This is a genomic window from Thioalkalivibrio sulfidiphilus HL-EbGr7 (genome assembly GCF_000021985.1).
Lineage (GTDB): Bacteria > Pseudomonadota > Gammaproteobacteria > Ectothiorhodospirales > Ectothiorhodospiraceae > Thioalkalivibrio_A > Thioalkalivibrio_A sulfidiphilus.
Genome location: NC_011901.1, coordinates 823,913 through 842,851 on the forward strand (window position 1 = coordinate 823,913; position 18,939 = coordinate 842,851).

16 protein-coding genes are annotated in these 18,939 nt (G+C 68.0%); 15 read left to right on the plus strand and 1 reads right to left on the minus strand.

Annotated elements, in window-relative coordinates; all coding sequences use genetic code 11:
• The first annotated feature begins 7 nt into the window (after window positions 1-7).
• The 10 genes from murD (at window position 8) to lpxC (ending at window position 11,384) form a co-directional block, all read left to right on the plus strand.
• A complete protein-coding gene (murD, locus tag TGR7_RS03795) occupies window positions 8-1,336 on the plus strand; it encodes a UDP-N-acetylmuramoyl-L-alanine--D-glutamate ligase (RefSeq protein WP_012637347.1) in 1,329 nt (442 codons plus the stop codon).
• Window positions 1,333-2,535 (plus strand): putative lipid II flippase FtsW, encoded by a 1,203-nt coding sequence (gene ftsW / locus TGR7_RS03800; protein WP_012637348.1) that lies wholly within the window; start codon window positions 1,333-1,335, stop codon window positions 2,533-2,535. Before murD ends, ftsW begins: the two co-directional genes overlap by 4 nt.
• Window positions 2,532-3,632, plus strand: coding sequence for an undecaprenyldiphospho-muramoylpentapeptide beta-N-acetylglucosaminyltransferase (gene murG / locus TGR7_RS03805; RefSeq protein ID WP_012637349.1), 1,101 nt, complete (start codon window positions 2,532-2,534; stop codon window positions 3,630-3,632). Before ftsW ends, murG begins: the two co-directional genes overlap by 4 nt.
• Window positions 3,629-5,056: a UDP-N-acetylmuramate--L-alanine ligase gene (gene murC / locus TGR7_RS03810; RefSeq protein WP_012637350.1), complete on the plus strand. Its 1,428-nt coding sequence runs from the start codon at window positions 3,629-3,631 to the stop codon at window positions 5,054-5,056. Before murG ends, murC begins: the two co-directional genes overlap by 4 nt.
• Window positions 5,056-5,964, plus strand: a complete 909-nt coding sequence (gene murB, locus TGR7_RS03815) for a UDP-N-acetylmuramate dehydrogenase (protein WP_041442488.1) — start codon at window positions 5,056-5,058, stop codon at window positions 5,962-5,964. The genes murC and murB overlap by 1 nt, the downstream gene beginning before the upstream one ends.
• The gene (locus TGR7_RS03820; protein WP_012637352.1) at window positions 5,961-6,890 is read left to right on the plus strand and encodes a D-alanine--D-alanine ligase; all 930 of its coding nucleotides are present in this window, start codon (window positions 5,961-5,963) and stop codon (window positions 6,888-6,890) included. Before murB ends, TGR7_RS03820 begins: the two co-directional genes overlap by 4 nt.
• A gap of 1 nt (window position 6,891) precedes the next feature.
• Window positions 6,892-7,671: a cell division protein FtsQ/DivIB gene (locus tag TGR7_RS03825; protein ID WP_012637353.1), complete on the plus strand. Its 780-nt coding sequence runs from the start codon at window positions 6,892-6,894 to the stop codon at window positions 7,669-7,671.
• 31 nt (window positions 7,672-7,702) lie between these two features.
• Window positions 7,703-8,941 (plus strand): cell division protein FtsA, encoded by a 1,239-nt coding sequence (gene ftsA, locus TGR7_RS03830; protein ID WP_012637354.1) that lies wholly within the window; start codon window positions 7,703-7,705, stop codon window positions 8,939-8,941.
• Between the two features lie 97 nt (window positions 8,942-9,038).
• Window positions 9,039-10,193, plus strand: a complete 1,155-nt coding sequence (gene ftsZ, locus TGR7_RS03835; protein ID WP_012637355.1) for a cell division protein FtsZ — start codon at window positions 9,039-9,041, stop codon at window positions 10,191-10,193.
• Window positions 10,194-10,469: 276 nt separating this feature from the next.
• Window positions 10,470-11,384, plus strand: a complete 915-nt coding sequence (gene lpxC / locus TGR7_RS03840; protein WP_012637356.1) for a UDP-3-O-acyl-N-acetylglucosamine deacetylase — start codon at window positions 10,470-10,472, stop codon at window positions 11,382-11,384.
• Window positions 11,385-11,582: 198 nt separating this feature from the next.
• Here the strand turns inward: lpxC and TGR7_RS03845 are convergent, their stop codons facing one another.
• On the minus strand, window positions 11,583-12,023 hold the full coding sequence (locus tag TGR7_RS03845) for a DciA family protein (RefSeq protein ID WP_012637357.1): 441 nt from the start codon (window positions 12,021-12,023) through the stop codon (window positions 11,583-11,585).
• 90 nt (window positions 12,024-12,113) lie between these two features.
• Here TGR7_RS03845 and TGR7_RS03850 point away from each other — a divergent pair, with 90 nt between their 5' ends.
• The 5 genes from TGR7_RS03850 to TGR7_RS03870 all read left to right on the plus strand — a co-directional run bounded on the left by TGR7_RS03850 (window position 12,114) and on the right by TGR7_RS03870 (window position 18,876).
• A complete protein-coding gene (locus TGR7_RS03850) occupies window positions 12,114-13,031 on the plus strand; it encodes a M23 family metallopeptidase (RefSeq protein WP_012637358.1) in 918 nt (305 codons plus the stop codon).
• A gap of 141 nt (window positions 13,032-13,172) precedes the next feature.
• Window positions 13,173-15,950, plus strand: a complete 2,778-nt coding sequence (gene secA / locus TGR7_RS03855; RefSeq protein WP_012637359.1) for a preprotein translocase subunit SecA — start codon at window positions 13,173-13,175, stop codon at window positions 15,948-15,950.
• Between the two features lie 156 nt (window positions 15,951-16,106).
• Complete coding sequence (gene argJ, locus TGR7_RS03860; protein WP_012637360.1) at window positions 16,107-17,318, plus strand: bifunctional glutamate N-acetyltransferase/amino-acid acetyltransferase ArgJ; 1,212 nt, start codon at window positions 16,107-16,109, stop codon at window positions 17,316-17,318.
• 134 nt (window positions 17,319-17,452) lie between these two features.
• Entirely contained in the window at window positions 17,453-18,406 is a 954-nt protein-coding gene (locus TGR7_RS03865) for a Nudix family hydrolase (RefSeq protein WP_012637361.1), read from the plus strand.
• Window positions 18,403-18,876 carry a hypothetical protein gene (locus TGR7_RS03870; RefSeq protein WP_012637362.1) on the plus strand — a complete coding sequence of 158 codons (474 nt, stop codon included), beginning with the start codon at window positions 18,403-18,405 and terminating at the stop codon, window positions 18,874-18,876. The genes TGR7_RS03865 and TGR7_RS03870 overlap by 4 nt, the downstream gene beginning before the upstream one ends.
• Window positions 18,877-18,939 lie beyond the last annotated feature (63 nt).

The following is an 18,939-nucleotide window of genomic DNA, read 5'->3' on the forward strand; positions in this document are numbered from 1 at the left end:
GACTGACATGAACGGCATGGCTGACACACTGATCGTGGGGCTGGGCGCAACGGGCATCTCCGTGGCGCGCCACCTGCGTGCGCGCGGGGAGTCCTTCCGCGTGGCGGACAGCCGTGCCGAGCCGCCGGGCCGTGAGGAACTGCGTCGTCTGGCGCCCGAGGCGCGGCTTGATGCAGGCCCCTTCGATCCGGCCCTGTTCACCGGCGTGAAGCGGCTCATCGTGAGCCCCGGCGTGAGCGTGGCCGAGCCCGCCATCCAGGCGGCCCGTGCCGCCGGTGCCGAGATCCTGGGTGACATCGAGCTGTTCGCCCGGGAGGCCCGCGCCCCCGTGGTGGCCATCACCGGTTCCAACGGCAAGAGCACGGTCACCGCCCTGGTGGGCGAGATGGCCCGGGCGGCCGGCCTGAACGTCGCCGTGGGCGGCAACTTCGGCATCCCGGCCCTGGACCTGCTCAACGACGCAGACGTGGAGCTCTACGTGCTGGAACTCTCCAGCTTCCAGCTGGAGACCACCGAGAGTCTCGCTCCGGTGGCGGCCACGGTGCTCAACATCTCCGCCGATCATCTGGATCGTTATGAGAGCCTCGAAGACTACGCAGCTGCCAAGGAACGCATCTTCCGGCGCACGGAGACCGCGGTGATCAACCGGGACGACCCCCGGGTCTGGTCCATGGCGGGCGGCGCGCGACGGGTGAGTTTCGGCCTCGATGTCCCTGGTGAGGGCGACTGGGGCCTGGTCGAACGGGATGCCGAGCCCTGGCTGGCCCAGGGTGAGATCCCCTGGTTCGCGGAATCGCGCCTGCGCATCGCCGGGCGGCACAACACCGCCAACGCCCTGGCCGCCCTGGCCCTGGGCCAGGCGGCGGGGCTGCCCGGCGAGGCCATGGTGGAGGCCCTGACCCAGTTCTCCGGCCTGCCCCACCGCTGCCAGTGGGTGACGCGTCTGCACGGCGTCTCCTGGTACAACGATTCCAAGGGCACCAACCTGGGCGCCACCCTGGCGGCCCTGGAAGGTTTCCCGGGCCAGGTGGTGCTGATCGCCGGCGGCCAGGGCAAGGGCCAGGACTTCGCGCCCCTGGGCGATGCGGTGGTCGGCAAGGCCCGGGCCGTGGTGCTGCTGGGCGAGGACGCGCCGCACATCGCGACGGCGCTGGACGGTCGTGTGCCGGTCGTCAGTGTGGCGTCCATGGAGGCCGCCGTGGCCGAGGCCGCGCGCCTGGCACAGAGCGGCGACAGTGTGTTGCTCTCGCCCGCCTGCGCCAGTCTCGACATGTTCGACAACTACATGCACCGGGGCGAGGTCTTCATGGCCGCGGTGCGGAGGCTCGCCCCGTGAGCGCCGTGGACATCCAGGCCACCCGTGACGCCGGTCAGCAGCTGCAGGTGCGTCTGGCCCAGCGCCTGGACCTGGGCCTGACCCTGAGCGTGCTGGCCCTGCTGGGACTGGGCCTGGTGATGGTGGCCTCCGCCTCCATCGGCATCGCCGATCGCAACCTGGGCGACCCCTTGTACTTCCTCAAGCGCCAGGCGGCGTACGTGGTCCTGGGGCTTGCGGCAGCAAGCCTGGCCTACCGCATCCGCCTGGCCTACTGGGAGGCCTCTGCCGGGCTGCTGCTGGGATTTGCCTATTTCCTGCTGATCCTGGTGCTGGTGCCCGGGGTGGGCGTGACGGTCAACGGCTCCACCCGCTGGCTGAGCCTGGGGCTGTTCAATCTGCAGGTCTCGGAAGTGGCCAAGCTGCTGTTCACCCTGTACCTGGCCGGTTACCTGACCCGTCACGGCCGCGCGGTGCGCGAGCAGTTCGCCGGTTTCCTGCGCCCCATGCTGCTGCTGTCCGGCGCGGCCCTGCTGTTGCTCATGGAGCCGGACTTCGGCGCCGCCGTGGTGCTCATGGCCATCGGCCTGGCGCTGCTGTTCTTGGCCGGCGCCAAGCTCTGGCAGTTCGCCCTGCTGGTGGGCACCGTGGCGGCGGCACTTGCCATGCTGGCCATCACCACGCCCTACCGCATGGCGCGCCTGACCGCCTTCCTGGACCCCTGGAACGACCCCTTCAACAGCGGCTTCCAGCTCACCCAGTCCCTGATCGCCATCGGCAGCGGGTCCTGGTTCGGCGTGGGACTGGGGGCGAGCGTGCAGAAACTCTTCTACCTGCCCGAGGCCCACAACGACTTCCTGTTCGCCGTGCTCGCCGAGGAACTGGGGCTGGTGGGCATCACCGTGGTGGTGCTGCTCTACGGCTGGTTCCTGTGGCGCAGCTTCGGCATCGGCCGGGCGGCGGAACAGGCCGGCCAGCTGTTCGGCGCTTACCTGGCCTATGGCGTCGGCGTGTGGGTCAGCCTGCAGGCCTTCATCAACATGGGCGTGAACATGGGCCTGCTGCCCACCAAGGGCCTGACCCTGCCACTGATGAGCTACGGCGGCAGCTCCATGCTCATGACCTGCGCCGCCGTGGGCCTGCTGCTGCGGGTGCATCGGGAGACGGTGGAGAGCGGCCCGCTGCGGGTCGGGCGCGTGACGGGAGGGCGAGGCGCATGAGCGAGCGTCCCATCCTGATCATGGCGGGCGGCACCGGCGGGCACGTGTTCCCGGGCCTGGCCGTGGCCGAGCGCCTGCGTGAGCTGGGCGAGCACGTGGTCTGGCTCGGCACCGCCCGGGGTCTGGAGGCCAAGCTGGTACCCGAGGCGGGCTTCGAGTTCCACACCCTGCCGGTGGCGGGACTGCGCGGCAAGGGCCTGGTCAACTGGCTGTTCGCCCCGCTGCGCCTGGGCGTCGCCCTGTGGGCGGCCCTGGCCTTCCTGCTGCGGGTGAAGCCCCGGGCCGTGCTGGGCCTGGGCGGCTTCGCCTCCGGTCCCGGCGGGCTCATGGCCGCGGCGCTCAGCATCCCCCTGGTGATCCACGAACAGAACGCCGTGGCTGGCCTCACCAACCGCTGGCTGTCCCGAGTGGCGGACAAGGTGCTGGAGGCCTTCCCGGGCACCTTCCCGGAGAAGGTGGGCGCCGTGCACACCGGCAACCCGGTGCGTGCGCGCATCAGCGGCCTGATCGAGCCGGAACTGCGTTTCCTGGGCCGGGAGGGTCCGCTGCGGGTGCTGGTGCTGGGCGGCAGCCTCGGCGCGCTGGCCCTGAACAGGACCGTGCCGGAGGCCCTGGCCCGCCTGCCGGCACAGGGTCGCCCCCTGGTGCGTCACCAGGCCGGCGAGCGCACCCTGGACCAGGCCAGGGCGGCCTATGCCAGTGCCGGCGTGAAGCCGGAACTGCTGCCCTTCATCAAGGATATGGCCGAGGCCTACGGCTGGGCCGACCTGGTGGTGTGCCGCGCCGGCGCGCTCACCGTCGCCGAACTGGCCGCCGCCGGCCTGGGCGCCATCCTGGTGCCCTATCCCCACGCGGTGGACGACCACCAGAGCGCCAACGGCCGCTATCTCACCGAGGCCGGCGCGGCGGTGATGATCCCCGAATCCGAACTGGACGCACGGCGCCTGGCCACCGAACTCAAGTCCATCGACCGGGCCCGCGCCCTGGAGATGGCCGAGGCCGCCCGGCGCCGCGCCCTGCCCGATGCCACCGAGACCGTGGCGCGGATCTGCCTGGGCCAGGCCCGTACCGGCAAGGCCCGTGGAGGTGCGAAATGAGCGCAGTCACCCCCATCCCCATGCGCCGCATCCGCCGCATCCACTTCGTGGGCATCGGCGGTTCCGGCATGGGTGGCATCGCCGAGGTGCTGGCCAACCTGGGGTACCAGGTGAGCGGCTCGGACATCGCCGAGAACGCCGTCACCCGGCGCCTGGCGGGGCTGGGCGTGACCATCCGCCTGGGCCACGACGCCGCCTACGTGCAGGACGCCGACGTGCTGGTGGTTTCCAGCGCCATCGACCCGCGCAACCCGGAGCTCATCGCCGCAAGGGAGGCGCGCATCCCGGTGGTGCGCCGTGCCGAGATGCTGGCCGAGCTGATGCGCTTCCGCCACGGCATCGCCGTGGCCGGCACCCACGGCAAGACCACCACCACCAGCCTGGTGGCGAGCCTGCTGGCGGAAGGCGGGCTGGACCCCACCTTCGTGATCGGCGGGCGGCTCAACAGCACCGCCAGCCACTCCCGGCTGGGGCAGGGGGCCTACCTGGTGGCGGAGGCCGACGAGAGCGATGCCTCCTTCCTGCACCTGCAGCCCATCATCGCCGTGGTCACCAACATCGATGCCGACCACCTGGCCACCTACCAGGGGGACTTCGGTCGGCTGCGCGCCACCTTCCTGGAGTTCCTGCATCACCTGCCCTTCTATGGTCTGGCGGTGCTGTGCGCCAACGACCGGGAACTGGCGGGCATGATCGCCGAGGTGGGCCGCCCTGTGCTCACCTACGGCATCGGTGTGGACGCGGATGTCACCGCGCGCAATGTGCGCGCCGAGGGCACCCGCACCCACTTCGAGATCTGCCTGCCGGAGCGCGACGACACCCTGGCCGTGACCCTCAATCTGCCGGGGCGGCACAACGTACTGAACGCCCTGGCCGCGGTGGCCGTGGCCCATGAACTGGGGGTCGACGACGCGGCCATCCAGCAGGGCCTGGACAAGTTCCAGGGCATCGGCCGGCGCTTCCAGGTCTACGGTGAACTCAAGACCGCCGCGGGCACCGTCACCCTGGTGGACGATTACGGCCATCACCCCACCGAGATCGCCGCCACCCTGGCCGCCGCCCGGGACGCCTGGCCCGACCGGCGCCTGGTGCTGGCCTTCCAGCCCCATCGCTACACCCGCACCCGGGACCTGTTCGAGGACTTCGCCGAGGTGCTCTCCAGCCCCGATGCCCTGGTGCTGCTGGACGTCTACCCGGCCGGCGAGGCCGCCATCCCCGGCGCCGACGGGCGCACCCTGGCCCGGGCCATCCGCGCCCGTGGCCGGGTGAACCCGGTGTTCGTGGACGCCCCGGAGCGCTTCGTCGAGACCCTCAAGGGCGTGCTGCGCGACGGCGATGTGCTGCTCACCCAGGGGGCCGGCAACGTGGGCGCCCTGGCCGCGGCCCTGCCGGCCGCGCTGTCCACAGAGGAGGGACATCCATGATGACCGCCGAGAACCTCCAGATGCTGCGCGGCGAGCTGCGCCACCACGAACCCCTGGCCCGTTACACCTCCTGGCGCGTGGGCGGCACGGCCGACCAGCTTTACAAGCCGGCGGACCTGGACGACCTGGCCTTCTTCCTCAGCACCCTGCCGCCCAAAGAGCCGCTGCTGTGGCTGGGCCTGGGCAGCAACCTGCTGGTGCGCGACGGCGGGGTGCGCGGCACGGTGATCGCCCTGTCCGGGGCGCTCAACGAGATGACCCTGCTGCCGGACAACCGCATCCGTGCCGAGGCCGGCGTGGCCTGCGCCAAGCTGGCGCGCTTCGCCGCGGACGCGAACCTCACCGGCTGCGAATTCCTGGCCGGCATTCCTGGCACCCTGGGCGGGGCCCTGGCCATGAACGCCGGTGCCTGGGGCGGCGAGACCTGGACCTGCGTGGAGACCGTGGAGACCCTGGACCGGCGCGGCCGCCGTCACCTGCGCGAGGCGGACGAGTACCAGGTGGCCTACCGCAGCGTGATCACCCCGGTGGAGGAATGGTTCACCGCCGCCACCTTCCGGCTCACCCCCGGCGATGGCCAGGCCGGCAAGGCGCGCATCCGCGAGCTGCTGGCCGAGCGCGCCGAGCGCCAGCCCACCGGCGTGGCCAGCTGCGGCTCCGTGTTCCGCAACCCGCCCGGCGATCACGCCGGACGCCTGGTGGAGGCGGCCGGCCTCAAGGGCCATCGCATCGGCGGCGCGCAGGTCTCGGAGAAGCACGCCAACTTCATCCTCAATACCGGCGATGCCACGGCGGCGGATCTGGAGGCCCTGATCCACCACGTGCAGGCCACGGTCGAGGCGCGCTTCGGCGTGCATCTGGAGCCCGAGGTGCGCATGGTGGGCGAGCCTCTGGAGGGGCGGGCATGAACCCCAGGTCCTTCGGCAAGGTGGCGGTGCTCCTGGGCGGCTGGTCCGCGGAACGGGAGATCTCGCTCATCAGCGGCGGCGAGGTGCTCAAGGCCCTGCAGGCCGCCGGCGTGGACGCCCACGGCATCGATGCCGGCCGGGACGTGCTGGAGGTGCTCAAGGCCGGCGGTTTCGACCGGGTGTTCAACATGCTCCACGGGCGGGGCGGCGAGGACGGCGTGATCCAGGGCGCCCTGGAGCTGATCGGCCTGCCCTGCACCGGCAGCGGCGTGCTGGGCTCGGCGGTGAGCATGGACAAGCTCATGACCAAGCGCCTGTGGCGCGGCGCGGGCCTGCCCACCCCCGATTACCAGGTGCTGGACGGGGACACGGACTGGGTGGTGGTGGCCTCGGGCCTGGGCCTGCCGCTGATCGTCAAGCCGGCCCTGGAGGGCTCGAGCATCGGCATGAGCAAGGTGGAGACCGTGGGTGATCTGCCCGAGGCCTATGCCCGTGCCGCCGCTTGCGGCGGGCCGGTGTTCGCCGAGCGCTGGGTGACCGGCACCGAGTACACGGCGGCGATCCTCGAGGGCGAGCCCCTGCCGCTGATCCGCCTGGAGACGCCCCGGGCCTTCTACGACTACGAGGCCAAGTACAAGGCCGAGACCACCCGCTACCACGTGCCCTGCGGGCTGGAGGCGGCGGTGGAACAGCGCTTCCAGTCCCTGGCCCTGCAGGCCTTCGAGGCGGTGGGCGCCCGGGGCTGGGGCCGGGTGGACCTGATGGTGGACCGGGTGGGTGTGCCCTGGCTGATCGAGGTGAACACCGTGCCCGGCATGACCGACCACAGCCTGGTGCCCATGGCGGCCCGGGCCGCGGGCCTGGATTTCCAGGCCCTGGTGCTGCGCATCCTGGCCGGCACCCTGGCTTCCGGGGAGCGGCAATGACGTGGCGAAGCGGGATGCCATGGCCAGGAAACAGCGGGACATCGCGCCCTGGTGGCGTGGTCTGGAACTGCGCCGCTGGCTGCGCCGCGGCCTGGCGCTGGGGGTGGTGCTGATGTTTGCCGCTGCGCTTGGCTACGCCGCGGACTGGGCTCTGCGCCCGGACACCCTGCCGATCCGCGCGGTGCAGATCGAGGGGCAGTTCCATCACCTGGAGCGCCGCGATCTTGAATCGGCCCTGGGGCCGTACGTGAGCGGCGGGTTCTTCAGCGTGGATCTGCCGGCGGTGGAGCGCGCGGCCATGGCGCTGCCCTGGGTGTACGGGGTGAGCGTGCGCAGGCTCTGGCCCGACACCCTGCAGGTGCAGGTGACCGAGCAGGTGCCCGTGGCCCGCTGGGGCGAGGACGCCCTGGTGAACCGTTACGGGGACGTGTTCCGGCCGGCCCCGGAGAGCCTGCCCGGTGGATTGCCGAGCCTGACCGGCGGCGAGGGGCGCCAGCGCAGCCTGATGCGCCGCTATCTCGCCGTGCAGGCGCGGCTCGCCGACGTGGGGCTGGAGGTGCGCGGCCTGCGCGAGGACGCCCGCCAGGCCTGGACCATCGAGCTGGTGGGCGGCGGTGAAGTGCTCATGGGCCGCGGTGCCGGCGAGGTCCAGCTGGAGCGGCTGCTGCGGGCCTACCCGCATATCGCCGCACAACGCGACGCGCCGGTGCGGCGCATGGACCTGAGATACACCAACGGCATCGCCGTGGCCTGGGGCGAAGCGGCCCCGGTCGCGCATTGAATGAACGAGTCAGTACCTAGAGAGAGACAGCATGTCGAAGCGATCCGATAAGGGAATGATTGTTGGCCTGGATATCGGCACCTCCAAGGTCGAGGCCATCGTCGGCGAGATCAACGAGGACGGTCAGATCGAGATCGTCGGCATCGGCTCGCACCCTTCCCGGGGTCTGAAGAAGGGCGTGGTGGTCAACATCGAGTCCACGGTTCAGTCCATCCAGCGGGCGGTGGAAGAGGCCGAGCTGATGGCCGGCTGCCAGATCCACTCGGTGTTCACGGGCATCGCGGGCAGTCACGTGAAGAGCCTCAACTCCACCGGCGTGGTGGCCATCAAGGACAAGGAGGTCACCTCCGCCGACGTGGACCGGGTGATCGACGCGGCGCGCGCAGTGGCCATCCCGGCGGACCAGCGCATCCTGCACATCCTGCCCCAGGAATTCATCATCGATGAGCAGGAGGGCATCCGCGAGCCGGTGGGCATGTCCGGCGTGCGTCTGGAGGCCAAGGTGCACCTGGTCACCGGCGCGGTCTCCGCCGCCCAGAACATCGTCAAGTGCGTGCGCCGCTGCGGCCTGGAGGTGGACGACATCATCCTGGAACAGATGGCCTCCAGCCACGCGGTGCTCACCGAGGACGAGAAGGAACTGGGCGTGTGCCTGGTGGACATCGGCGGCGGCACCACGGACATCGCCGTGTTCACCGACGGCGCGATCCGCCACACGGCGGTGATCCCCATCGCCGGCGACCAGGTTACCAACGACATCGCCGTGGCCCTGCGTACGCCGACCCAGTACGCCGAGGACATCAAGATCAAGTACGCCTGCGCCCTGCGCCAGCTGGCCAATCCCGACGACACCATCGAGGTGCCGAGCGTGGGCGACCGCGCACCCAAGCGTCTGTCCCGCCAGACCCTCGCCGGCGTGGTGGAGCCGCGCTACGAGGAGCTGCTGTCCCTGGTGCAGGCGGAGCTGCGCCGCTCCGGCTGTGAGGAACTGGTGGCGGCGGGCGTGGTGCTTACCGGCGGGTCTTCCAAGATGGAAGGGGTGATCGATCTGGCCGAGGAAGTGTTCCACATGCCCGTGCGTCTGGGTCTGCCCCAGCACGTGAGCGGGCTGGTGGACGTGGTGCGCAACCCGATCCACGCCACCGGCGTGGGTCTGCTGTTGTTCGGTCATCAGAGCCGGGGCGGCGGGCGCAGCCACGAGGCGCGTCAGACGGGCAATCTCAAGGCAGTGTGGGGAAGGATGAAGAGCTGGTTTCAGGGCAACTTCTAATCGAAGTCGGAATTGAGAATTGGGAAGTACGAAACGGGACAGGGCGGATTTTCGTTTTTACGAATCAGATCAACCAATGTGTTGAGGAGGTATGACAATGTTTGAGCTCATGGATACGTTTCCGCAGAACGCGGTCATCAAGGTCATCGGCGTGGGCGGCGGCGGCGGCAACGCCGTACAGCACATGGTCAATGCCAACATCGAGGGCGTGGACTTCATCTGCGCCAACACCGATGCCCAGGCGCTGAAGAACCACAACGCCAAGACCCTGCTGCAGCTGGGCGGGCACATCACCAAGGGCCTGGGTGCCGGCGCCGACCCGGTGGTGGGACGTGAGGCGGCCCTGGAGGACCGGGACCGCATCGCCGAGGTGATCGAGGGCGCCGACATGGTGTTCATCACCGCCGGCATGGGCGGCGGTACCGGCACCGGCGGCGCACCGGTGGTGGCCCAGATCGCCCGGGAGATGGGCATCCTCACCGTGGCCGTGGTCACCAAGCCCTTCCCCTTCGAGGGCAAGAAGCGCCTGGCCGTGTCCCAGGCGGGCATGGAGAACCTGGCCAAGTACGTGGACTCGCTGATCACCATCCCCAACGAGAAGCTGCTCACCGTGCTGGGCAAGAACATCTCCCTGCTGGAGGCCTTCAAGGCGGCCAACAACGTGCTGCTGGGCGCGGTGCAGGGCATTGCCGAGCTGATCACCCGTCCGGGACTGATCAACGTGGACTTCGCCGACGTGCGCACCGTGATGTCCGAGATGGGCATGGCCATGATGGGTACCGGCAGCGCGTCCGGCCAGGACCGCGCCCGGGTGGCGGCCGAGGCGGCCATCGCCAGTCCCCTGCTCGAGGACGTGAACATCGCCGGTGCCCGGGGCATCCTGGTGAACGTCACCGCCGGCCTGGACATGTCCATCGGCGAGTTCGAGGAAGTGGGTGATGCCATCAAGGAGTTCGCCTCCGAGGACGCCACCGTGGTGGTGGGTACCGTGATCGACCCGGAGATGACCGACGAGCTGCGCGTGACCCTGGTGGCCACCGGTCTGGGCAGCACCATGGCGGCCACCCGGGCGCCTGAGAAGCCCAAGGTCAAGCTGGTGGAACCGGCCCCCGAGCTGACCCCCGACTACGAGAACCTGGACCGCCCCACGGTGATCCGCAAGAGTCAGGGCAACGCTGCGGTGGACCTGAATGGTCACCTGAACATGGATTACCTGGACATCCCGGCCTTCCTGCGCAAGCAGGCGGACTGATCGATGCACCAGGATGGTGCGCCCGGGGTTGTGGGTGGTCTGTGACAGCGCGTCATCCGGTCGCGGATTTGCCGCGTCTGGTCGCTTTTTCGGTGGAAACCATGCATCTGCACGGCTTTGGTGCCATAATGCGCAGGTTTTTTGCAGATTTACCCGCTTGGCTCGCGTCGCCATCAGGATGGCGCAGTTTTTGCTGGGCAATTCGGGAGGCCGGGTTATCATGCCGGCCGGACCGTGAGTCATTCGGATAGTCCGAACCAGTCGAGGGTTCCATCGTTGATCAGGCAGCGCACACTCAAGAACACCATCAGGGCCACGGGCGTCGGTCTTCACACCGGCGAGAAGGTCTACGTGATGCTCAGGCCGGCACCGGTGGATACCGGTGTGGTGTTCCGGCGCATGGACCTGGAGCCGCCGGTGGAGATCAAGGCGAGCCCCGACAACGTCGGTGATACGCGCCTCTCCACCACCCTGGTCAACGGCGAGGTACGGGTCTCCACGGTGGAACACCTGCTGTCCGCCATCGCCGGCCTCGGCATCGACAACCTCTACGTGGAGGTGAGCGCGGCCGAGGTACCCATCATGGACGGCAGCGCCGGTCCCTTCGTGTTCCTGATCCAGTCCGCCGGCATCGTGGAGCAGGAGGCGCCCAAGAAGTTCATCCGCATCAAGCGCGCGGTGGAAGTGCGCGAGGACGACAAGTGGGCCCGCTTCGAGCCCTTCGACGGCTTCAAGGTGGGCTTCTCCATCGATTTCCAGCACCCCATCTTCAGCAACGGGGTGCAGACCGCAGAACTGGATTTCTCCACCACCTCCTTCGTCAAGGAAGTGAGCCGCGCACGGACCTTTGGCTTCATGCGTGACATCGAGATGCTGCGCGAGCGTCAGCTGGCCCTGGGCGGCAGCCTGGACAACGCCATCGTGCTGGACGATTTCCGCATCCTCAACGAAGACGGGCTGCGTTACGAAGACGAGTTCGTCAAACACAAGATCCTGGACGCCATCGGTGACCTGTACCTGCTGGGCCACAGCCTGGTGGGCGCCTTCACCGGCTTCAAGTCCGGGCATGCCCTCAACAATCGCCTCATTCGTACCCTCATCGCCCAGGAAGACGCCTGGGAATGCATCACCTTCGAGGATGAGAACGAGTCGGCCCCCATTTCCTACGCCCAGCCGGTCACGGCGTTCTGATTGAGTTCGTGAGGGTAGGCGTGAGGTGTTTCTCGCGCCGCGGTGTAGGTCGGGCTTGTTCGGCGCATCCCTGCGCCTCACCCCTAGGGGGCTTGCGCGACGAATCGCTCCCGGCGATTCGTTCAGCCCGACGCCGCCGTACGTATTCTGAGCCCCCGCTGTCGGGCTGAAGCCCGACCTACAGGAATCCGGGATCCGTCAGGATCGGCGCGTGTCGGGTTTTGCCGCTCTGGCGGCGAGCCTTTCCAGGGCCTCGGCCAGTTCCCTGTCCTCGATCCCCCGGGCGGCCTGGCGCAGCGTCGAACCCGCCCGGCCGGAAAGTTTCGGGCGGGGCAGGGCCGTGCCCCTGCTGGCTGCTGCTGACCCGTGCAGGGCGGCCACGCTGACCCGCACGCGGCGCAGCTTGAGGCCGTGATGGGCGGCCAGATGTTTGAGGATCTCCCGCTGCAGGAAGCGCACCTGGGTGGCCCAGGCGCCGGCGTCGGCGGCGATGCGCAGCTGCTCCTCGTCAATGCCGGCCACCCAGCAGTGCTCGGCCAGGGCCGGCGGCAGCAGGTGGCGCAGGCTGTCGGTCAGTGTCTGGTGCAGGCCGGCCTGCTTGACGAGGCGGGGATCAATCAGGTGGCGGATGCGTTGCATCGTCTGAATGGTACCTTTGGTGCCGGAAACGGGTTTCCCGAAACGCCTGTGGCATGTACTATCGGGCTCCCATACTAGCAGTGTGGTCGTATGAACATCATCTTTCTCAGCCGAAGCGGCACCTGCCGCAAGTGTCTGGACCTGCATTCCTGGCGAGTGCGGGCCGTGGCTGTGATGGTCATCGGCGGCCTCCTGTCCCTGGTGGCGGCGGCGGGTTTCCATGCCGGCGCCCGTCATGCAGATCCCCAACAGTTCATCGTCGCCTGGGAGGAGGAAATCCGTCTCCAGCGCGAGGCCCTGCGCACGGCCAGGGAAGCCACCCAGGCTGACATCGACGCCCTGACTATCCGCCTGGCCGAACTGCAGGCCCGCGCCACCCGCCTGGACGCCCTGGGCGGCAAACTGGTCAACATGGCCGGTCTGGATGACGGCGAGTTCGATTTCAGCAGCATTCCCGGCGTGGGCGGTCCCGAGATGGCCGAACCAGGTGTGGGGCATGCCCCGGACCTGATCGCCCAGCTGGACGGTCTGGACAGCCTGCTGGAGGAACGGGAGTCCCAGCTGGGCCTGCTGGATCGCATGATCCTCAACCGCCAGCTCCAGGAAGAGGTGACCCCGGCGGGCCGGCCCGTGAACCAGGGCTGGATTTCCTCCAGCTACGGCATGCGCAACGACCCCTTCACGGGGCGCCGCGTAATGCACCGAGGTGTCGATTTCGCCGGCCGGCCAGGCAGTGACGTGATCGCCGTGGCCGGTGGCATCGTCACCACTGCCGGCAAGCGCAACGTGTTCGGATACCTGGTGGAGATCGACCACGGCAACGGCTTCGTCACCCGCTACGCCCACAACAAGAAACTGTTGGTGGAGACGGGCGAGACGGTGCGCAAGGGTCAGGTGATCGCCCTGCTGGGCGAGACCGGTCGCGCAACCGGTCCCCACGTGCATTTCGAGGTGCTGGAAAACGGCCGGCACATCAATCCCTCCCGCTTCATCCGCGCCTCCCGCTGAACCGGCCTGCCCGGCGCGGGTCTACCCGCTGCACTGCCAACCACCCCGGGCCGCTGACCGCAGGGCCGCCCATGGGTTATCATGTCCGACGCAAAGCCGCCCCCGTGGTGGTCCATCCCAACAACGTAAAAGTCCCCATCCATGGTCACCAGCCTCGTCAGAAAGATCTTCGGCAGCCGCAACGAACGCATCGTGAAGCGCCTGGGCAAGACCGTTGCCCGCATCAACGAACTGGAAGCCGAGCTTCAGTCCCTGGACGACGAGGCCCTGAAGGCCCGCACCGGACAGTTGCGCGAACGCCTGGCCGGGGGGGAGAGCCTGGAGGCACTGCTGCCCGAGGCCTTCGCCGTGACGCGCGAGGCGGGCCGTCGTGTCATGGGCATGCGCCACTTCGACGTGCAGTTGATCGGCGGCATGGTGCTGGACAGCGGCCGCATCGCCGAGATGCGCACCGGTGAGGGCAAGACCCTGGTGGCGACGCTCGCCGCCTATCTGAATGCCCTGTCCGGCAAGGGCGTGCACGTGGTGACGGTCAACGACTACCTGGCCCGCCGTGATGCGGCCTGGATGGGTCGGCTCTACCATGCGCTTGGCCTGTCCGTGGGCGTGATCAATTCCTCCGGCGGCGCCGGTCCGGATTCCGCCTCCTATCTCTACGACCCGGGCTTTCACGCCGAGGGCGGCATCGCCCATCTGCGTCCGGTGACCCGCCGCGAGGCCTATGCCGCGGACATCACCTACGGCACCAACAACGAGTTCGGCTTCGACTACCTGCGCGATAACATGGCCTTCCGCCTGGAAGACCGCGTACAGCGGGAGCTGAACTTCGCCATCGTCGACGAGGTGGACTCGATCCTCATCGACGAGGCGCGCACGCCGCTGATCATCTCCGGTCCCGCCGGGGAGAGCGCAGAGATGTACGAGCGCATGAATCGCATCGTGCCCAAGCTCACCCCCCAGGAAGAGGAGGAGGGCCCCGGCGACTACAGCGTTGACGAGAAGATGAAGCAGGTCTTCCTCACCGAGGACGGTCAGGAGAAGGCCGAGCAGCTGATGCGCGATGCGGGCCTGCTGGCGGAGGGTCAGGGCCTGTACGACGCCGGCAGCATTGCCCTGCTGCATCACCTCAACGCCGCCCTGCGTGCCCATATCCTGTTTCACAAGGACGTGGATTACCTGGTGCGCGACGGCCAGATTCTCATCATCGACGAATTCACCGGCCGCATCATGGCGGGCCGGCGCTGGTCCGAGGGTCTGCACCAGGCCATCGAGGCCAAGGAGGGCGTCCCCATCCAGCGGGAGAACCAGACGCTGGCCTCCATCACCTTCCAGAACTACTTCCGGCTCTACGAGAAGCTCTCCGGCATGACCGGCACCGCCGACACCGAGGCCTACGAGTTCCAGCAGATCTACGGCCTGGAGGTGGTGGTGATCCCCACCAACCGCCCCATGGTCCGCAACGACATGCAGGACCTGGTCTACATGACCCAGAAGGAAAAGTTCGAGGCCATCATCAAGGAGATCAAGTACTGCCAGGAGAAGCGCCAGCCGGTGCTGGTGGGTACCGCCTCGGTGGAGACCTCCGAATACCTCTCCGGTCTGCTCAAGAAGGCCAAGATCGCCCACGAGGTGCTCAACGCAAAGCAGCATGAGCGCGAGGCCCACGTGGTGGAACAGGCGGGCCGTCCCGGTGCCGTGACCCTGGCCACCAACATGGCCGGCCGCGGTACCGACATCGTGCTGGGCGGCAGCCTGGAGGCGGAACTGGCGACCCTGGGCGACAATCCCAAGCCGGCCGACGTGGACCGGGTCAAGGCCGACTGGCAGAAGCGTCACGACGAGGTGCTGGCCAACGGCGGCCTGCACATCATCGGCTCAGAGCGCCACGAATCCCGTCGCATCGACAACCAGCTGCGCGGCCGTGCCGGCCGCCAGGGCGACCCCGGTTCCAGCCGCTTCTTCCTGTCCCTGGAAGACAACCTGATGCGCATCTTCGCCTCCGACCGGGTGAAGTCGCTGATGCAGCGCCTGGGCATGCAGGAGGGCGAGGCCATCGAGAACGCCTGGGTGACCAAGGCCATCGAGAATGCCCAGCGCAAGGTGGAGGCCCACAACTTCGACATCCGCAAGAACCTGCTGGAATACGACGATGTGGCCAACGACCAGCGCAAGGTGGTCTACGAACAGCGCCGTGAACTGCTGGAGACCGAGGACATCTCCGAGACCCTGGAGGCGGTGCGCCGGGACGTGCTCGAAGGCGTGATCTCCCAGTACATTCCCCAGGGCAGCATCGAGGAGCAGTGGGACGTGCCCGGCCTCACCCACGTCCTGGAGCAGGATTTCGGCCTGGTGCTGGACATCGCCGGCTGGCTGGAGCGCGAGGACGACCTGCACGAGGAGACCCTGCGCGAACGCATCCACCAGCATGCCGCCGAGGCCTACCAGGTCAAGGAGGACAAGGTGGGCGCCGAGACCATGCGCCGCATCGAGAAGGACGTGATGCTGCAGGTGCTGGACAGCCACTGGAAGGAGCATCTGGCCGCCATGGATTACCTGCGACAGGGCATCGGTCTGCGCGGCTATGCCCAGCGCAATCCCAAGCAGGAGTACAAGCGCGAGGCCTTCGAGATGTTCGAGGCCCTGCTGACGCGCATCAAGCACGATGTCACCGCCCTGCTCATGCGGGTGCAGGTGCGTTCTCCTGAAGATGCCGAGGCCCTGGAGCGCCAGCAGCGCGCTGCCGCCGGCGCCGACATGCGCTTCCAGCACTCCCAGCCCGAGAGCGTGTTGCACAAGCCCGAGGCGGGCGAAGGCGAAGAGGCACAGCCCTTCCGCCGCGAGACGCCGAAAGTGGGCCGCAACGATCCCTGCTGGTGCGGTTCAGGCAAGAAGTTCAAGCACTGTCATGGCAAGCTATGAAGGCGCTAGAGACAAGATGCAGGAAGGCGCCAGAGACGAGATGCAAGTGACAAGAGGCAAGTAAAGACATGATTCATTTGTTTCATCGCCATCGATTCTGACGCCAGCCACGCTCTTCTTGTCTCTTGTATCTAGCCACTTGTCTCTAGCGCCTTCATGCCTATCAATCTGACTGAACCCACTGAACTGCTCCCCGTGCCCGGCATGCGCCTGGGCGCCGTGGCCGCCGGCATCCGCTACAAGGAGCGCCGTGACCTGGTGCTGATGGAGCTGGCCCCGTCCGCCAGTGCCGCCGCGGTGTTCACCCGCAACGCCTTCTGTGCCGCGCCCGTGATCGTGGCTCGTGAGCATCTGGCCGGGGGCGCCATCCGCTACCTGCTCATCAACTCCGGCAATGCCAATGCCGGCACCGGAGAGCGCGGCCTGGCGGATGCCCGCGCCAGCTGCGCCCACGTGGCGGAGGTGACGGGTTGCGAGGCGACGCAGGTGATGCCGTTCTCCACTGGCGTGATCGGCGAGCCGCTGCCCGTGCCCCGCATCCGCGATGCTTTGCCGGCGCTGGCCGCGTCCCTGAAAGAGGATGCCTGGATCGACGCCATGCGCGCCATCATGACCACGGACACTGTGGGCAAGGGCATGAGCCGGCAGGTCACCCTGTCCGGCGGCACGGTGACGCTCACCGGCATCGCCAAGGGCTCGGGCATGATTCGGCCGGACATGGCAACCATGCTGGCCTATCTCGGCACTGACGCGGCCATCCCCGCCGGCGAGTTGCAGGCCATGCTCAGCGAGGCGGTGGACACGAGCTTCAACTGCATCACCGTGGATGGTGACACCTCCACCAACGACGCCTGCGTGCTCTGCGCGACGGGCGCGAGCGGTGTGCAGCTGGTGTCTGACGAGGACCGGCGCGCGTTCCGCGAGGTGTTGCAGGCGGTCTGCGATCATCTTGCCCAGGCCATCGTGCGCGACGGCGAGGGTGCGACGAAGTTCATCACCATCCAGGTGAACAGTGCCGGCAGCCGCGAGGAGGCACGCCTGGTGGCCGACGCCGTGGCCCACTCCCCCCTGGTCAAGACGGCCCTGTTTGCCTCCGATCCCAACTGGGGCCGCATCCTGGCCGCGGTGGGCCGCGCGGGGGTGCAGGGCCTGGATGTGAACAGGGTCAGCCTGCACGTGGGCGATGTGCTCATTGCCGAACACGGCGGGCGCGCAGCCAGTTACACGGAAGAGGCCGGCAAGCGGGTCATGGCAGAGGCGGAGATCCCTATCCGCATCGGTCTCGGCCGGGGTACGGCCAGTGCCACGGTCTACACCTGTGATCTGTCCTTCGACTACGTGCGCATCAACGCGGAGTATCGGTCGTAAGGCGTAAGGGGTAAGGTGAAAGGCGTATTTTACCTAAGGCGGTATGCCCCTTCCCCCTCATGGGGTAGGGCCGGGGCGAGGGTGGTTTTACGCCTCTCTCCTCTCACCTGACACCTCACGGCTTCATGGTGCCAATGTCCAATCACTCGCTCCCCGTGCAGGTGGCCGTGGCCGCCATCATCAACGCCCATGACGAGGTGCTCATCGCGCGTCGCCCGGAGGGTGTGCACCAGGGCGGGCTTTGGGAATTTCCCGGCGGCAAGATGGAGCCGGGTGAAACCCTGGACCAGGCACTCGCCCGGGAGCTGCGCGAGGAACTCGGCATCGCGCCGCTCCGTTCCCGCCCCCTGATTACCATCCATCACGACTATGGCGACAAGCGCGTATGCCTTCGGGTGTGCCGGGTGGAGTCCTTCAGCGGGGTACCCCATGGTCGCGAAGGACAACCTCTGCGCTGGGTCTCGGTGGGTGCGCTGCAGGCGTTTGAATTCCCCGCCGCCAACCGACCCATCATCAGCGCGCTGCAGTTGCCGGACCGCTATCTCATCACACCGGATCCCGGCACCCAGACCGCTGCGTTCATCAAGTATCTCGAACGGCGCCTGAGTGCGGGCGACGTCACTCTGTTGCAGTTGCGCGCCCCCTCCCTGGATGAACAGGCCTACAGCACGCTGGCTGCTGAGGTCATTGCCTTGGCCCGGGATCTGGGCTTGCGTGTGCTGCTCAATGCGGAGGTCTCTACGGCCAGGCAACTCGGCGCGCACGGCGTCCATCTCAATGGCTTGCGTCTCAGTCGCTGGTCTGCGCAGCAGACCGAAGGTCTGCTGGTGTCGGCCTCGGTGCATGATGAGACCCAGCTGACGCAGGCGCGCGGCGCGGACTTCATCGTCGTCTCTCCGGTCATGGCCACGGCGAGTCATCCTGACGCGACGCCCATCGGGTGGACCGGGTTCCAGGATCTGGCAGAGCGTGCCGCTATGCCCGTCTATGCCCTGGGCGGGATGAGCGTCGATGACATCGAGCGCGCCAGGCTCCATGGTGGCCAGGGTATTGCCGCGATTCGCGGCCTTTGGGAGATGAAGCCGTGAAGGCAGGCTATTGGGTCGGGGCCGTGCTGGTGCTTGCGATGGGCGCTGTCGGGTACTGGCTGGGTGGAGCGGGGGGCATCGTGGATCAGGGGGGCGGCTGGCAGGATGAACAGGCGCGGCTGCTGGAGGCCGATGCACCGTGTACCCTGGATGCATCCGGTTGCCGGTTCATTGCGGATGACCAGGTGATGACCGTGCGTGTCCAGGATCCGATCCGTCCGCTGGTACCCTTCAAGGTCTATCTGGAAACGACCCGCAGCCCGGAAATGGCCGAGGTGCGTTTCACCATGGACGACATGGACATGGGCATCAACCAGTTCCGGTTTTCGCCGGTCTCCGAGGGGCTCTGGGAATCCACGGCGGTGCTGCCGGTCTGCACCGTGGACCGGGCGGACTGGCGCGCCACCTTCCGGATGAAACTGGATGGGGAGTACTACCGCATGGATGTGGTGTTCGAGGCGGGACGGTGAGGGGGATGTCTCAGGCGTAGGTCGGCCTTCAGGCCGACAGCGATGGCTCCGATGTCAGCGGCG